The 13,504-nt window shown below is 69.0% G+C and carries 13 protein-coding genes and 1 pseudogene; all 14 read left to right on the top strand.

Going from position 1 to position 13,504, the window contains the following annotated elements; all coding sequences use genetic code 11:
* Positions 1–9 precede the first annotated feature (9 nt).
* The 14 genes and pseudogenes from J2X34_RS19095 (at position 10) to nuoK (ending at position 13,503) form a co-directional block, all read left to right on the top strand.
* Positions 10–693, top strand: a complete 684-nt coding sequence (locus J2X34_RS19095) for an O-methyltransferase (RefSeq protein WP_114719688.1) — start codon at positions 10–12, stop codon at positions 691–693.
* 103 nt (positions 694–796) lie between these two features.
* Positions 797–1,414, top strand: coding sequence for a YdcF family protein (locus tag J2X34_RS19090; RefSeq protein ID WP_114719690.1), 618 nt, complete (start codon positions 797–799; stop codon positions 1,412–1,414).
* Between the two features lie 57 nt (positions 1,415–1,471).
* A complete protein-coding gene (locus J2X34_RS19085; RefSeq protein ID WP_114719692.1) occupies positions 1,472–2,155 on the top strand; it encodes a M23 family metallopeptidase in 684 nt (227 codons plus the stop codon).
* Positions 2,156–2,232: 77 nt separating this feature from the next.
* The gene (locus J2X34_RS19080; RefSeq protein WP_429519152.1) at positions 2,233–2,646 is read left to right on the top strand and encodes a hypothetical protein; all 414 of its coding nucleotides are present in this window, start codon (positions 2,233–2,235) and stop codon (positions 2,644–2,646) included.
* Positions 2,647–2,880: 234 nt separating this feature from the next.
* Complete coding sequence (locus tag J2X34_RS19075; protein WP_114719694.1) at positions 2,881–3,252, top strand: NADH-quinone oxidoreductase subunit A; 372 nt, start codon at positions 2,881–2,883, stop codon at positions 3,250–3,252.
* A 39-nt stretch (positions 3,253–3,291) separates the two neighbouring features.
* Positions 3,292–3,867 (top strand): NuoB/complex I 20 kDa subunit family protein, encoded by a 576-nt coding sequence (locus J2X34_RS19070; RefSeq protein WP_114719696.1) that lies wholly within the window; start codon positions 3,292–3,294, stop codon positions 3,865–3,867.
* Positions 3,864–4,616: an NADH-quinone oxidoreductase subunit C gene (locus J2X34_RS19065; RefSeq protein WP_114719698.1), complete on the top strand. Its 753-nt coding sequence runs from the start codon at positions 3,864–3,866 to the stop codon at positions 4,614–4,616. Before J2X34_RS19070 ends, J2X34_RS19065 begins: the two co-directional genes overlap by 4 nt.
* Positions 4,613–5,947, top strand: coding sequence for an NADH dehydrogenase (quinone) subunit D (gene nuoD, locus J2X34_RS19060; protein WP_114719700.1), 1,335 nt, complete (start codon positions 4,613–4,615; stop codon positions 5,945–5,947). Before J2X34_RS19065 ends, nuoD begins: the two co-directional genes overlap by 4 nt.
* Positions 5,944–8,064, top strand: a complete 2,121-nt coding sequence (nuoF, locus tag J2X34_RS19055; RefSeq protein WP_114719702.1) for an NADH-quinone oxidoreductase subunit NuoF — start codon at positions 5,944–5,946, stop codon at positions 8,062–8,064. Before nuoD ends, nuoF begins: the two co-directional genes overlap by 4 nt.
* On the top strand, positions 8,061–10,520 hold the full coding sequence (locus J2X34_RS19050; RefSeq protein ID WP_429519148.1) for an NADH-quinone oxidoreductase subunit G: 2,460 nt from the start codon (positions 8,061–8,063) through the stop codon (positions 10,518–10,520). The genes nuoF and J2X34_RS19050 overlap by 4 nt, the downstream gene beginning before the upstream one ends.
* Positions 10,517–11,764 (top strand): annotated as a pseudogene (nuoH, locus tag J2X34_RS19045) (NADH-quinone oxidoreductase subunit NuoH); the annotation flags it as partial. The gene J2X34_RS19050 and the pseudogene nuoH, both read left to right, overlap by 4 nt.
* 58 nt (positions 11,765–11,822) lie before the next feature.
* Positions 11,823–12,368 carry an NADH-quinone oxidoreductase subunit NuoI gene (nuoI, locus tag J2X34_RS19040; RefSeq protein ID WP_114719708.1) on the top strand — a complete coding sequence of 182 codons (546 nt, stop codon included), beginning with the start codon at positions 11,823–11,825 and terminating at the stop codon, positions 12,366–12,368.
* Between the two features lie 11 nt (positions 12,369–12,379).
* Positions 12,380–13,207 (top strand): NADH-quinone oxidoreductase subunit J, encoded by an 828-nt coding sequence (locus J2X34_RS19035; RefSeq protein WP_429519146.1) that lies wholly within the window; start codon positions 12,380–12,382, stop codon positions 13,205–13,207.
* Positions 13,204–13,503, top strand: coding sequence for an NADH-quinone oxidoreductase subunit NuoK (gene nuoK / locus J2X34_RS19030; protein WP_107985339.1), 300 nt, complete (start codon positions 13,204–13,206; stop codon positions 13,501–13,503). Before J2X34_RS19035 ends, nuoK begins: the two co-directional genes overlap by 4 nt.
* Position 13,504: the final 1 nt, after the last annotated feature.

Here is a 13,504-nt window from a genome sequence, read left to right as displayed (position 1 = left end):
GCTGACGGCATGACTGACAGCAAGGATGACGCGAATCGGTGGGCCGAGGTCGATCGCTACCTGGTCGAGACGGTGGTCGGCGCGGACGACGCACTCGACCACGCACTCGCGGCCAACGCGTCGGCGGGGCTGCCGCCGATCGATGTGTCGCCGACGCAGGGCAAGCTGCTGAACCTGCTGGCGCGCATGGTCGGCGCGACGCGCGTGCTCGAGATCGGCACCCTCGGTGGGTACAGCACCATCTGGCTCGCCCGTGCGGTAGGGGAGTCCGGGCGGGTGGTCACGCTCGAGTACGAACCCCGGCATGCTGCGGTCGCCCGGGACAACGTGGACCGCGCCGGTGTCGGCGGCCGGGTCGACATCCGGGTCGGTGCGGCGCTGGACAGCCTGCCGGCCGTCGAGGCCGACGGCATCGCGCCCTTCGACCTGGTGTTCATCGACGCCGACAAGGTGAACAACTCCAACTATGTGCGGTGGGCGCTGCGGTTGTCGCGGCCCGGCACGGTGATCGTCGTCGACAATGTCGTCCGCGGCGGATCGGTGTCCAACCCCGACCTCGACGACGAGGCCGTCCGCGCCAGCCGCGAGGTGCTCGACCTGCTGGCGGCCGAACCCCGACTCGATGCCACCGCGCTGCAGACCGTCGGGTCGAAGGGCTGGGACGGTTTCGCTCTTGCGCTGGTGGTGAATTGAAACGCGGTCCCCGACGCTGTTCGAGCTGACGCGGACGCGTCGTGCACGTATGGTGTGACGCGCGTGAATCGAACTGACCGTCGAACCTGGGGGACACCGCCGAATGCACAAGCTGAGAACCACTATTGCCGCGGCCGGGCTGGCCGTGCTCCCGCTCCTCGCGGCTGCCCCGGCACATGCCGCCTCGCTCAACATCCCGGGACTAATCAATCAGGGCATCGACACCCTCGAGTACACCGCCGGGTCCGGGGTCTCCGACACCGTTGCCTCGTTGGGCCAGTACGCAGCCGCGCACGCGTATCTCACCGGTGATCCTGCCTCGCGCTACATCGTGGTGCTCGGTGCCCGACTCGACGCCGACGGGTTGCTGCCGGGGGTTCTCAACGCTCGGTTGGATACCGCGGCCGCGATCGCGCGCCTCCATCCGATGAACAAGGTGATCGTCGCGGGTGGGCCGACGCAACCTCTGCCGTACAGCGAATCGCAGGCGATGTTCGCCGGCCTGGTGCTGAGGGGTGTCAATCCCGCGAGCATCATCCTCGAGAACGCCTCGTACTCGACGGTCGACAACGCGCGCAACACCACCGGAATCCTCTCCGCAAATGGCGCGGACGGAGCCGTCCTCGTCACCTCCGCGTCGCACATCGACCGGGCGCTCGGGGCGTTCCGATCCGCGTCGGGCCAGTTCCGGTACACGCCCGTGGCCGTTCCCGGTTGGTGAAACCGGATCGTCGCGCCACGGCAGGCTGAGTGGGCGGCCGCGGCGGGGAGGTAAGGCATGGCGGTTGTGTTGGCTCTGCCGTTCACGGGTCGGTGGCTGGTTCAGAACAGTCCGGCACGGCGAGTGCCCAGCCATGGTGTCGACGTGTTCGGCCAGCGATACGCGATCGACTTCGTCGGGGTCGACGATCGAGGCAGGACAGCGTCGGCACGTGACTGGCGCACGTTTCTTGCGACGGAGCCGCCGTCCCGGTTCTTCGCCTTCGGGCGCCCGATCCTGGCTCCGGTCGACGGTGTGGTCGTTCAAGCGCATGACGGGGAGCCCGATCACCAGGCGCGCAGATCTCAGTTTGCTCTGATCCCCTATGCGGTGGGGCAGCCGTCCCGCCTGCGGCAAGGTCCGGCCTCGATCGCGGGGAACCACCTGATCATCCAGGACCGGCGCAGCGGGATGTTCGTCGCGGTGGTCCACCTGCGGGCAGACACGCTCAGCGTCGCAGTGGGCGACGAGGTGGCGCTGGGGCAACAGATCGCCGAGTGCGGGAACTCGGGAAACTCGACGCAACCGCACGTGCACGTCCAGGTCATGGACAGCCTCGACCTTGCTGTTGCGCAGGGTGTTCCGATGGAGTTCGGGAACTATCGCCAATGCAGCCGTGACGGCACGGGCCTGTGCGACGTCGACTCGGGTATCCCCGAGGAAGGCACGATCGTCACCGCACTCGTTCCCGACGGTCGCTAGGCGCGGGGGCGGGCGGACCGACCCGAATCGGACTCGCCTCCCGGTGTGGGGTGCCGGCCGGTCGTAGCATCGGGTCCGTGGCTAATCCGACCGTCCGCTCCGATGCCTCCGATCCGCTGCGTGTGCTCGTCTACAGCAGTGACGCCTCGACACGCGAGCAGGTGATGCGAGCCCTCGGTCGGCGCCCGCATCCGGACCTTCCGGAGTTGGAGTACGTGGAGGTCGCGACGGCGCCCGTGGTGGTCCGCACGATGGACGCGGGCGGGATCGATCTGGCGATTCTCGACGGCGAGGCGGCGCCGGCAGGTGGCCTGGGAATCGCCAAGCAGCTCAAGGACGAGCTCGATGTGTGCCCGCCGGTGGTGGTGCTGACCGGACGCGCCGACGATGCCTGGCTCGCGGACTGGTCGCGGGCGGAGGCTGCGGTGGCGCACCCGATCGACCCCTTCCGCCTGGCAGCGGCCGTTGTTCCGCTGCTGCGGCGGCCGTGATGTAACCGGTTCCGGCTCGATATTGCGCCGGCATCGGAAGACTCGCGGGGTAAAACCGAAGCCAAGGGTGGCGCCTGTCCCGGTAGGCTGAGGCGTAGATCACATTCTGCGGGTGGATTCTCCTGATTGCGTGATTGTGCGTCTCTCGTGGCTACCCGCCGCTCGTGGTCTGGGTGCGACCGTCCGGCATCGGGCATGGGCGGCCAGGCTCGCGACGAGAGGAGCTGAGGCGACGTGAACGCATACGTGCCGATTCTCGTGCTCGGGGCGATTGCCGCCGCGTTCGCGGTCTTCTCCGTGATCGTCGCGTCGGTCGTGGGACCCAGGCGGCTCAACCGTGCCAAGCTCGAGCCGTACGAGTGCGGGATCGAGCCAACCCCCGCGGAAGTCGGGCGTGGCCTGGCCGGACAGCGGATCCCGGTGAAGTACTACCTCACAGCGATGCTGTTCATCATCTTCGACATCGAGATCGTGTTCCTCTACCCGTGGGCCGTCCACTTCGACGCGCTCGGTGTGTTCGGTCTGGCCGTGATGGCCGTGTTCGTGTTCAACGTCGCGGTGGCCTACGTGTACGAGTGGCGGCGTGGGGGATTGAGCTGGGACTAGGCGTGTTTCGGGTGACTACCGAGCGGAGGTGAACCGGGTATGGGTCTCGAGGAGAAGCTGCCGAGTGGTTTCGTGCTGAGCACGGTCGAGACCGTTGCCGGCTACGCGCGCAAGGGCTCGCTGTGGCCTGCCACCTTCGGCCTGGCCTGCTGTGCGATCGAGATGATGGCCACCACGTCCGGCCGGTTCGATATCGCCCGCTTCGGGATGGAGGCGTTCCGGGCGTCCCCACGCCAGGCCGATCTCATGATCGTCGCCGGCCGGGTCAGTCAGAAGATGGCACCGGTGCTGCGTCAGGTCTACGACCAGATGGTCGAGCCCAAGTGGGTGCTCGCGATGGGGGTGTGCGCGTCGTCGGGTGGGATGTTCAACAACTACGCGATCGTGCAAGGCGTCGACCACGTGGTTCCTGTCGACATCTACCTGCCCGGCTGTCCGCCGCGCCCCGAGATGCTGCTCAATGCGATCCTGATGCTGCACGCCAAGATCCAGGAGATGCCGCTCGGGGTCAATCGTGAGCAGGCCGTGCGGGCGGCGGAGGAGGCGGCGCTGGCCGCCAGGCCCACGATCGACCTCGGCTTGCCGGGGCACGGCGCGGGGACGGTGCTGCGATGACGGACGAGCGTGACCGCGGCCTCGGTGGCCCCGATCCCGAGGCCACCGCCGGTCCGGAGGGGACGGTGCCACCCGAGTCGGTCGCGGGCGGCGAGATGATCGGTCTCCGGCAGGGCATGTTCGGGGTCGGTGGCACCGGCGACACATCCGGTTACGGTCGACTGGTGCGACCGGTCACGTTGCCGGGCGGCACATCTCGTCCCTACGGCGGCTACTTCGACGTTGTCGTCGACACGCTCGCCGCCGCGCTCGACGGCAGCGGCACGCTGTTCGACGACGCCGTCGAGCGGGTCGTCGTCTTCCGCGGGGAGCTGACCCTGCACGTGCGGCGCGAGTGCCTGCCGACGGTCGCACGGTTGTTGCGCGACGACCCGGACCTGCGGTTCGAACTGTGCCTGGGGGTCAGCGGGGTGCACTACCCGCAGGACTCCGGGCGGGAACTGCACGCGGTGTACCCGCTGATGTCGATCACCCACGGCCGCCGGATACGGCTCGAGGTGGCCGTGCCGGACGCCGACCCGCACGTCCCGTCGCTGTACGGGGTGTACCCCACCACGGACTGGCACGAGCGGGAGACCTACGACTTCTTCGGCCTGATCTTCGACGGTCACCCGTCGCTCGCCAGGATCGAGATGCCCGACGACTGGGTGGGACACCCACAGCGCAAGGACTACCCCCTCGGCGGCATTCCCGTCGAGTACAAGGGGGCGAAGATCCCGCCACCGGACGAACGGAGGGCCTACCAGTGAGCCATCCTCGCGATCCCTTCGCTCGGAACGGTGACGGCGACGCGGTGTTCACCGTCGGCGGGCAGGACTGGGACGAGTTCGCGGACGCGGCCACCGCGGCGCACGACGCCGGGGCGGAACGCATCGTCGTGAACATGGGTCCACAGCATCCGTCGACGCACGGGGTGCTGCGGCTGATCCTCGAGATCGAGGGAGAGACGGTCACCGAGGCCCGCTGCGGTGTCGGATACCTGCACACGGGGATCGAGAAGAATCTCGAGTACCGCAACTGGACGCAGGGCGTCACGTTCGTCACCCGGATGGACTATCTGTCCCCGTTCTTCAACGAGGTCGCGTACTGCCTGGGCGTCGAGAAGTTGCTCGACGTCACCGACCAGATCCCCGACCGCGCCACCGTCATCCGTGTCCTGCTCATGGAGCTCAACCGGATCTCGTCCCATCTCGTCGCGCTCGCGACGGGCGGCATGGAACTGGGCGCGATCACCCCGATGCTGTTCGGCTTCCGGGAACGCGAACTGGTCCTGGACGTGTTCGAGATGATCACCGGATTGCGCATGAACCACGCGTACATCCGCCCCGGCGGGCTGTCGCAGGACCTTCCCGACGGCGCCGTCGGGAAGGTGCGCGAGCTGCTCGACCTCATGCCGCGGCGGTTGAAGGACATCGAGGACCTGCTGAGCGCCAATCCGATCTGGAAGGCCCGGACGAAGGGCATCGGCTACCTGGACCTGACGGGCTGCATGGCTCTCGGTGTCACCGGACCCATTCTGCGTGCCACCGGCCTGCCGTTGGACGTGCGCCGGTCGGATCCGTACTGCGGCTACGAGACCTACGAGTTCGAGGTCGTCACCGAGTCCGGATCCGACTGTTACAGCCGCTACCTCATCCGTCTGCGCGAGATGGCCGAGTCGCTGAAGATCGTCGAACAGTGCCTCGATCGCCTGCGCCCGGGACCGGTCATGTTGGCGGACAAGAAGATTGCCTGGCCCGCCGACCTGGCCGTCGGCGCCGACGGGCTCGGGAACTCGCTCGAACACATCCGGCGGATCATGGGCACCTCGATGGAGGAACTGATCCACCACTTCAAGCTGGTCACCGAGGGATTCCGGGTACCTCCCGGCCAGGTGTACATCGCGGTGGAGTCGCCGCGCGGCGAGCTGGGCGTGCACATGGTCAGCGACGGTGGAACCCGGCCCTTCCGGGTGCACTACCGGGATCCGTCGTTCACCAATCTGCAGGCCGTCTCTGCGATGTGCGAGGGAGGCATGGTGGCCGACGTGATCGCGTCCGTCGCCAGCATCGATCCCGTCATGGGGGGAGTGGACCGATGACCGACGCGCGAGAAGCCGACGGACCGGGCCCGGTGTTCGTCGAGTTGGGCCGTCCCGGCGACCGTCCGAGCTATCCGCCGGACGTGCACGCCCGGCTGGCGGCCGACGCCGAGGAGATCATCGCCCGCTACGAGACCCGCGATGCCGCGGCGGACCACGAGCGCGGCCCCGACGGCCCCGGCCGTTCGGCGTTGCTGCCGCTGCTGCACCTGGTGCAGTCCGAGGACGGCTACGTCTCCCCGGCGGGAATCGACTTCTGCGCACGACAACTCGGTCTCACCGCTGCCGAGGTCACCGCGGTCGCCACGTTCTACACGATGTACCGGCGCAGTCCCACCGGCACGTACCACGTCGGCGTCTGCACCAACAGCCTGTGCGCGGTGATGGGTGGCGACGCGATCCACACCGCGCTCCGTGAACACCTCGGGATCGACGACGGCGAGACCACCGCGGACGGATCGGTGACCCTCGAGCACATCGAGTGCAACGCGGCCTGCGACTTCGCGCCCGTGATGATGGTGAACTGGGAGTTCTTCGACAACCAGACACCGGCGTCGGCGACCGGGATAGTGGACGCCCTCCGGTCGGGAGAGACCGTCACCCCCAGTCGCGGTGCGCCGCTGTGCTCGTTCCGCGACACGGCCCGGGTGCTCGCCGGGTTCCCCGACCGGCGCCCCGGGGCGCTCGAGGCGGGCGGCGGGGCCGGCGACGCGACACTGGCCGGCCTGCGTGCCAGTCGCGAGCATCAGGATCGTCCGGGGCACGACGGGGCCGACGCACTGACGCCGGTGCTGAGCCGGTACTGGGACGAGGCTCGGTCGTGGACCCTCGACACCTACCACCGCCACGACGGCTACATCGCGCTGCGGAAGGCGCTCGGAACGAACCCGGACGAGGTGATCCAGACGGTCAAGGACGCCGGGCTGCGTGGCCGCGGCGGGGCCGGGTTCCCGACCGGCATGAAGTGGTCGTTCATCCCGCAGGACCCGCCCGTCAGCAGCGCCGCCGGCACCGCCAAGCCGCACTACCTGGTCGTCAACGCGGACGAGTCGGAACCGGGGACCTGCAAGGACATTCCGTTGATGTTGGCGACGCCGCACGCGCTGATCGAGGGGGTGATCATCGCGGCGTACGCGATTCGGGCCGCGCGCGCCTTCATCTATCTGCGCGGCGAGGTGGTCCCGGTGCTGCGCCGACTCCAGGCCGCGGTGGCCGAGGCATACGACGCCGGATATCTCGGCCGCGACATCCTCGGATCCGGCTACGACCTCGACATCGTGATCCACGCCGGCGCCGGCGCCTACATCTGCGGTGAGGAGACCGCGCTGCTCGACTCGCTGGAGGGGCGCCGCGGGCAGCCGCGTCTGCGCCCGCCGTTCCCGGCGGTGGCCGGTCTGTACGCCTGCCCGACGGTGGTCAACAACGTCGAGTCCATCGCGAGCGTGCCGCCGATCATCCTCGGCGGACCCGAATGGTTCCGCAGCATGGGCAGCGAGGCGTCACCCGGGTTCACCCTCTACTCCCTGTCCGGCCACGTGACCAGGCCCGGACAGTACGAGGCACCGCTGGGAATCACGTTGCGGCAGTTGCTCGACTACGCGGGCGGCGTCCGGGCCGGGCATCGCCTCAAGTTCTGGACGCCGGGCGGATCGTCCACGCCGATCTTCACCGACGAGCACCTCGACGTGCCGCTCGACTACGAGGGCGTCGCCGCGGCCGGGTCCATGCTGGGCACCAAGGCGCTGCAGATCTTCGACGAGACCACCTGTGTCGTCCGGGTGGTGTTGCGCTGGACGGAGTTCTACGCCCACGAGTCGTGCGGCAAGTGCACCCCCTGCCGGGAGGGCACGTACTGGCTGGTGCAGATCCTCGAACGGCTCGAGCGCGGCGACGGCACCGAGGAGGACCTGTCGAAGCTGCTCGACATCTCGGACACCATCCTCGGCAAGTCGTTCTGCGCACTCGGTGACGGCGCGGCCAGCCCGATCATGTCGTCGCTGAAGTACTTCCGCGACGAATACATCGCCCACCTCGACCACCACGGCTGTCCGTTCGACCCGGGCGAGGCGGCACTCGTCTCCCGGGTCGCCGCGGGACCGGAAAGGGGGACGCCATGACCGTCAACGTCAACGTCGACGCGTCCGGGCAGCCGGTGCTGTCGGACCGGGTGACCTTCACGATCGACGGGGTGGAGGTCACCGTCCCGAAGGGGACACTGGTGATCCGCGCGGCCGAGGGGATCGGGATTCAGATCCCCCGGTTCTGCGACCACCCGCTGCTCGAACCGGTGGGTGCGTGCCGCCAGTGTCTCGTCGAGGTGGAGGGGCAGCGCAAGCCGCTCGCGTCGTGCACCACCGTCGCGACGGACGGCATGGTGGTCCACACCCAGGTCACGTCCGAGGTCGCTGACAAGGCGCAGAAGGGCGTGATGGAACTGCTGCTCATCAACCATCCGCTGGACTGCCCGGTGTGCGACAAGGGCGGTGAGTGCCCACTGCAGAATCAGGCGATGTCCAGCGGTCGGGCCGAGTCCCGGTTCGGTGGCGTCAAACGCACCTTCCCCAAGCCGATTCCGCTGTCGACCGAGGTCCTGCTGGATCGTGAGCGATGCGTGCTGTGCGCGCGGTGCACGCGGTTCTCGAGGCAGATCGCGGGCGACCCGATGATCGAACTCCTCGAACGCGGCGCGCTGCAGCAGGTGGGCATCGGGGAGGACGAGCCGTTCGACTCGTACTTCTCCGGCAACACCGTCCAGATCTGCCCGGTCGGTGCCCTCACCGGGGCGGCGTACCGGTTCCGGGCGCGGCCGTTCGACCTGGTCTCGAGCCCCAGCGTGTGCGAGCACTGCGCGAGCGGATGCGCGCAGCGCACCGATCACCGCCGCGGCACCGTGCTGCGTCGCCTGGCCGGTGACGATCCGCAGGTCAACGAGGAGTGGAACTGCGACAAGGGCCGTTGGGCGTTCACGTACGCCGGTGAGCCGGATCGGATCGAGACGCCGATGATCCGCGGCGCCACGGGTGATCTGGTTCCCGCTTCGTGGCCGGAGGCGCTGGCGGTCGCGGCGCGGGGGCTGCGATCGGCCGACGGCGGTGTCGGTGTGCTGGTCGGTGGGCGGGTCACGTACGAGGACGCCTACGCCTACTCGAAGTTCGCGCGGATCGTGCTGGGCACCAACGACGTCGATTTCCGTGCGCGCGTGCACTCGGCCGAGGAAGCGGACTTCCTCGCGGCACGGGTAGCCGGCCGCATGCTGGGCGCAGATCCGGCGGCGGTCACCTACGACGATCTCGATCGGGCGCCTGCCGTCCTGCTGGTCGCGTTCGAACCCGAGGAAGAATCGCCGATCGTCTTCCTGCGGCTGCGAAAGGCAGTGCGTACCAAGAGGACCGTGGTGCTCTCGATTGCGCCGTTCGGGAGCCGTGGTCTCGGGAAGATGTCCGGCCGGCTGCTGCGTGCGGTCCCCGGGGACGAGCCGGCGCTCCTCGACGAGTTGGGCAGTTCGGAGTTCCTGCGTTGCCCCGGCGCGGTGATCCTGGTCGGGGAGCGGGCCGCTGCGATCCCGGGCGCGTTGTCCGCGCTGGCGCGCCTCGCCGACGACACGGGGGCGCACCTGGCGTGGGTGCCGCGGCGGGCCGGTGAGCGCGGTGCGCTCGAGGCCGGGGCGCTGCCGTGCCTGTTGCCCGGCGGTCGGCCGGTCGTGGACGCCGAGGCCCGTCGGCAGGTTGCCGCCGCGTGGGGGGTCGGCGACCTCCCGGGCACGACCGGCCGCGACACCGCTGCCATGCTCGCCGCCGCCGTATCGGGGGATCTCGGTGGATTACTGGTCGGTGGTGTCGAACTCGACGATCTGCCGGATCCGCGGCTCGCATTGTCGGCGATCGACACCGCCGGGTTCGTCGTCAGCCTCGAGTTGCGTCGCAGCGCGGTCACCGACCGTGCCGATGTGGTGTTCCCGGTGGCGCCCGTCGCGGAGAAGGACGGCGCCTTCGTCGATTGGGAAGGCCGTGGGCGACCGTTCGAGGCCGCGCTGCGCACCACCGGCACCGTGCCCGACCAGCGGGTGCTCGACGCCCTCGCCGCCGAGATGGGTGCCCGCCTCGGTCTGCCGGACGTAGCCGCCGCGCACGCCGAACTCGGACGGCTCGGGGTGTGGGACGGGACTCGCCCCACCGCGCCCGACGTGGTTCCGCGCGGGGCACGGGAACCGGGTCCGGGCGAGGCCGTGCTCGCGGGCTGGCGGATGCTGCTCGACGCCGGGCGGATGCAGGACGCCGAACCGTACCTCGCGGGCACGGCCCGCGCACCGGTGCTGCGACTCTCGGCCGACTGCGCCGACGAGATCGGTGCCCGGGACGGTGATCCGGTGACCGTGGAGAGCGACACGGGAGCCGTCACGCTGCCGCTCGAGGTGACCGACCTGCCCTACCGGGTGGTGTGGCTGCCGCTGAACTCGCCCGGGTCGGCGGTGTACCGGCAACTCGGCCGGGGGCCCGGCGACGTCGTACGCATCCGCCGCGGAGAGTTCGCCGGCGCAGCGGCGAATCCGGCACGGGGGGAGGCTCGGCGATGACCACCCCGATCACCACCCTGGCCTACACGGACCTGTCGATGTTCGGACACGACCCGTGGTGGCTGGTCGTCGCGAAGGCACTGGGCATCTTCGTGTTCCTGGTGCTCACCGTGCTGATCGCGATCTACGCCGAACGGAAGGTGCTGGCGTGGATGCAGATGCGGGTCGGCCCCGACCGGGTCGGCCCCCGCGGCATCCTGCAGAGCCTCGCCGACGGCATCAAGCTCGCGCTCAAGGAGGGCATCGTCCCCAAGGGCGTCGACAAACCTGTCTACCTCCTGGCGCCGATCATCGCGACCGTGCCGGCGTTCATGGCGTTCGCGGTGATCCCGTTCGGTCCCGAGGTCTCGATCCTCGGACACCGGACACCGTTGCAGCTCACCGACCTGCCGGTGGCCGTCCTCTACATCCTCGCCGTCACCTCCGTCGGCGTGTACGGAATCGTGCTGGCGGGGTGGGCATCCGGTTCGACCTATCCGCTGCTGGGTGGCCTGCGGTCCACCGCGCAGGTGATCTCGTACGAGGTTGCGATGGCGCTGTCGTTCGCGGCGGTGTTCCTCGATGCCGGCACGATGTCGACGTCGGGAATCGTTGCCGCGCAGAACGGCCACTGGTACGTGTTCCTACTGCTGCCGTCGTTCCTCATCTACGTCACGTCGATGGTCGGCGAGACCAATCGGGCGCCGTTCGACCTGCCCGAGGCCGAGGGCGAACTGGTCGGCGGTTTCCACACGGAGTACTCGTCGCTGCGGTTCGCGATGTTCATGCTCGCCGAGTACGTCAACATGGTGACGGTTTCGGCGCTGGCGGCGACGCTGTTCCTCGGTGGCTGGCACGCGCCGTGGCCGCTGAACATGTGGGACGGCGCCAACTCCGGGTGGTGGCCGCTGCTGTGGTTCGCCGCGAAGGTCTGGGGCTTCCTCTTCGTGTTCGTCTGGCTGCGCGGCACCCTGCCGCGCCTGCGTTACGACCAGTTCATGAACCTCGGATGGAAGGTGCTCATCCCGGTCTCCGTCGTGTGGGTCATGGTGGTCGCCGCGGTGCGCGCGATGCGCATCGAGGGCTACGAGACCCGGTGGATTGTCCTCGCGGTCGGCGGCGCGGTCGTGGGACTGCTCCTGCTGGCGCTGCTGTACCGCAAGCTGCGTTCCGGACCGCCGGTGCCGGGCCCGGAGACACCGTCGGTGCGCGAACCCTTCGACCCGATGGCCGGTGGATTCCCGGTTCCGCCCCTGCCCGGCCAGGGCGCACGGTCCGACCGCACGCTCGTGCGGTCCGGCCACTCCGGAAAGGAGGATTTCGATGCCTGACTTCTTCGACTCCGTAGCGGGTTTCGGTGTGACCTTCTCGACGATGTTCAAGAAACCCGTGACCGAGTTCTATCCCGAGCAGAAGGTGCCGACGGCCGAGCGGTACCACGGCCGCCACCAACTCAACCGCCACCCGGACGGCCTCGAGAAGTGCATCGGCTGCGAGTTGTGTGCGTGGGCGTGCCCGGCCGACGCGATCTACGTCGAGGGCGCCGACAACACCGACGAGGAACGGTTCTCGCCGGGGGAGCGGTACGGCCGCGTCTACCAGATCAACTACCTGCGCTGCATCGGCTGCGGGCTCTGCGTCGAGGCGTGTCCCACCCGCGCGCTCACGATGACCAACGAATACGAGATGGCCGACGACAACCGCGCCGACCTGATCTACGAGAAGGACCGGCTGCTCGCGCCGCTGCAGCCGGGCATGGAACCCCCGCCACACCCCATGGCGCCGGGCAGCACCGACGAGGACTACTACCGGGGGACGGTGACCGGCACGGCGACCGGTCCCGCGACGCGACCCGGGGAGGTGACCTAGTGGACGCCGGGATGTTGAACGCGACGGCGCTGCTGGCCGCGGACACCTTCACCCGGACATCCACCGGTGAGGGCGTGCAGTTCTGGATCCTGGGCACCATCGCGGTGATCGGCGCGCTCGGCGTGGTGTGCGCGCCCAAGGCGGTGTACTCGGCGATCTTCCTCGCGATGACGATGATCATCCTCGCGGTCTTCTACATTGCACAGGGTGCGCTGTTCCTCGGCGTCGTGCAGGTGGTGGTCTACACCGGCGCGGTGATGATGCTGTTCCTGTTCGTGGTGATGCTCATCGGCGTGGACTCGTCCGATTCGCTGGTCGAAACGCTTCGCGGGCAGCGGATTGCCGCGGTCGTGGCCGGGGTCGGGTTCGGGCTGCTGCTGATCGGGGGACTCGGCAATGCGACGGTCGGGTCGATCGGCCCGGACGGCACGCGGGTCGGATTCGTGGGCCTGGACCGGGCGAATGCCGGCGGAAACGTCGAGGGCCTCGCCGAGATCGTGTTCATCCGGTACGTGTGGGTGTTCGAACTCACCGGCGCGCTGCTGATCACCGCGACGATCGGCGCGATGGTGCTGGCGCACCGCGAACGCTTCGAGCGGCGCCTCGGTCAGCGGGAGATGTCCCAGCAGCGGTTCCGCGACTGGGGTGCGGGCGAGCCCGACGCGACCGCCCGCGTCACGCCACCGCCCAGCCCCGGCGTCTACGCGCGGCACAACGCCGTCGACATGCCGGCGCGATTGCCCGACGGCACCTACGCGCGGGAATCGGTCAGCAAATTGCTCACGCCGCGCAGTGTTCCGCCGGCCGCCGAGTCGTCCGACCCGGAGGGGGAGCGATGAACCCGGAGAACTACCTGTACCTGGCGGCGCTGCTCTTCACGATCGGCGCGGCGGGAGTGCTGCTGCGGCGCAACGCGATCGTCGTGTTCATGTGCATCGAGCTGATGCTCAACGCCGCCAACCTGGCCTTCGTGACGTTCGCCCGGATGCACGGCAACCTCGACGGCCAGGTGTTCGCGTTCTTCACGATGGTGGTCGCCGCGGCCGAGGTCGTCATCGGACTCGCGATCATCATGACCATCTTCCGCACCCGTCGTTCGGCCTCGGTCGACGACGCCGACCTGCTGAAGTACTGAC

This window comes from Rhodococcus sp. BE178, from assembly GCF_050433545.1.
In the GTDB taxonomy this organism is placed as follows: domain Bacteria; phylum Actinomycetota; class Actinomycetes; order Mycobacteriales; family Mycobacteriaceae; genus Prescottella.
Note: the sequence above shows the minus strand (reverse complement) of the source record. Positions and strands in the feature narration are given on the sequence as shown.

Excerpts from the sequence above, each read along its gene's own strand:
- J2X34_RS19070 (WP_114719696.1), top strand. The coding sequence starts at position 3,292 with ATGGGTCTCGAGGAGAAGCTGCCGAGTGGTTTCGTGCTGAGCACGGTC.
- J2X34_RS19095 (WP_114719688.1), top strand. The coding sequence starts at position 10 with ATGACTGACAGCAAGGATGACGCGAATCGGTGGGCCGAGGTCGATCGC.
- nuoI (WP_114719708.1), top strand. The coding sequence starts at position 11,823 with ATGCCTGACTTCTTCGACTCCGTAGCGGGTTTCGGTGTGACCTTCTCG.
- nuoF (WP_114719702.1), top strand. The coding sequence starts at position 5,944 with ATGACCGACGCGCGAGAAGCCGACGGACCGGGCCCGGTGTTCGTCGAG.
- J2X34_RS19085 (WP_114719692.1), top strand. The coding sequence starts at position 1,472 with ATGGCGGTTGTGTTGGCTCTGCCGTTCACGGGTCGGTGGCTGGTTCAG.
- J2X34_RS19065 (WP_114719698.1), top strand. The coding sequence starts at position 3,864 with ATGACGGACGAGCGTGACCGCGGCCTCGGTGGCCCCGATCCCGAGGCC.
- J2X34_RS19050 (WP_429519148.1), top strand. The coding sequence starts at position 8,061 with ATGACCGTCAACGTCAACGTCGACGCGTCCGGGCAGCCGGTGCTGTCG.
- nuoK (WP_107985339.1), top strand. The coding sequence starts at position 13,204 with ATGAACCCGGAGAACTACCTGTACCTGGCGGCGCTGCTCTTCACGATC.
- J2X34_RS19035 (WP_429519146.1), top strand. The coding sequence starts at position 12,380 with ATGTTGAACGCGACGGCGCTGCTGGCCGCGGACACCTTCACCCGGACA.
- J2X34_RS19090 (WP_114719690.1), top strand. The coding sequence starts at position 797 with ATGCACAAGCTGAGAACCACTATTGCCGCGGCCGGGCTGGCCGTGCTC.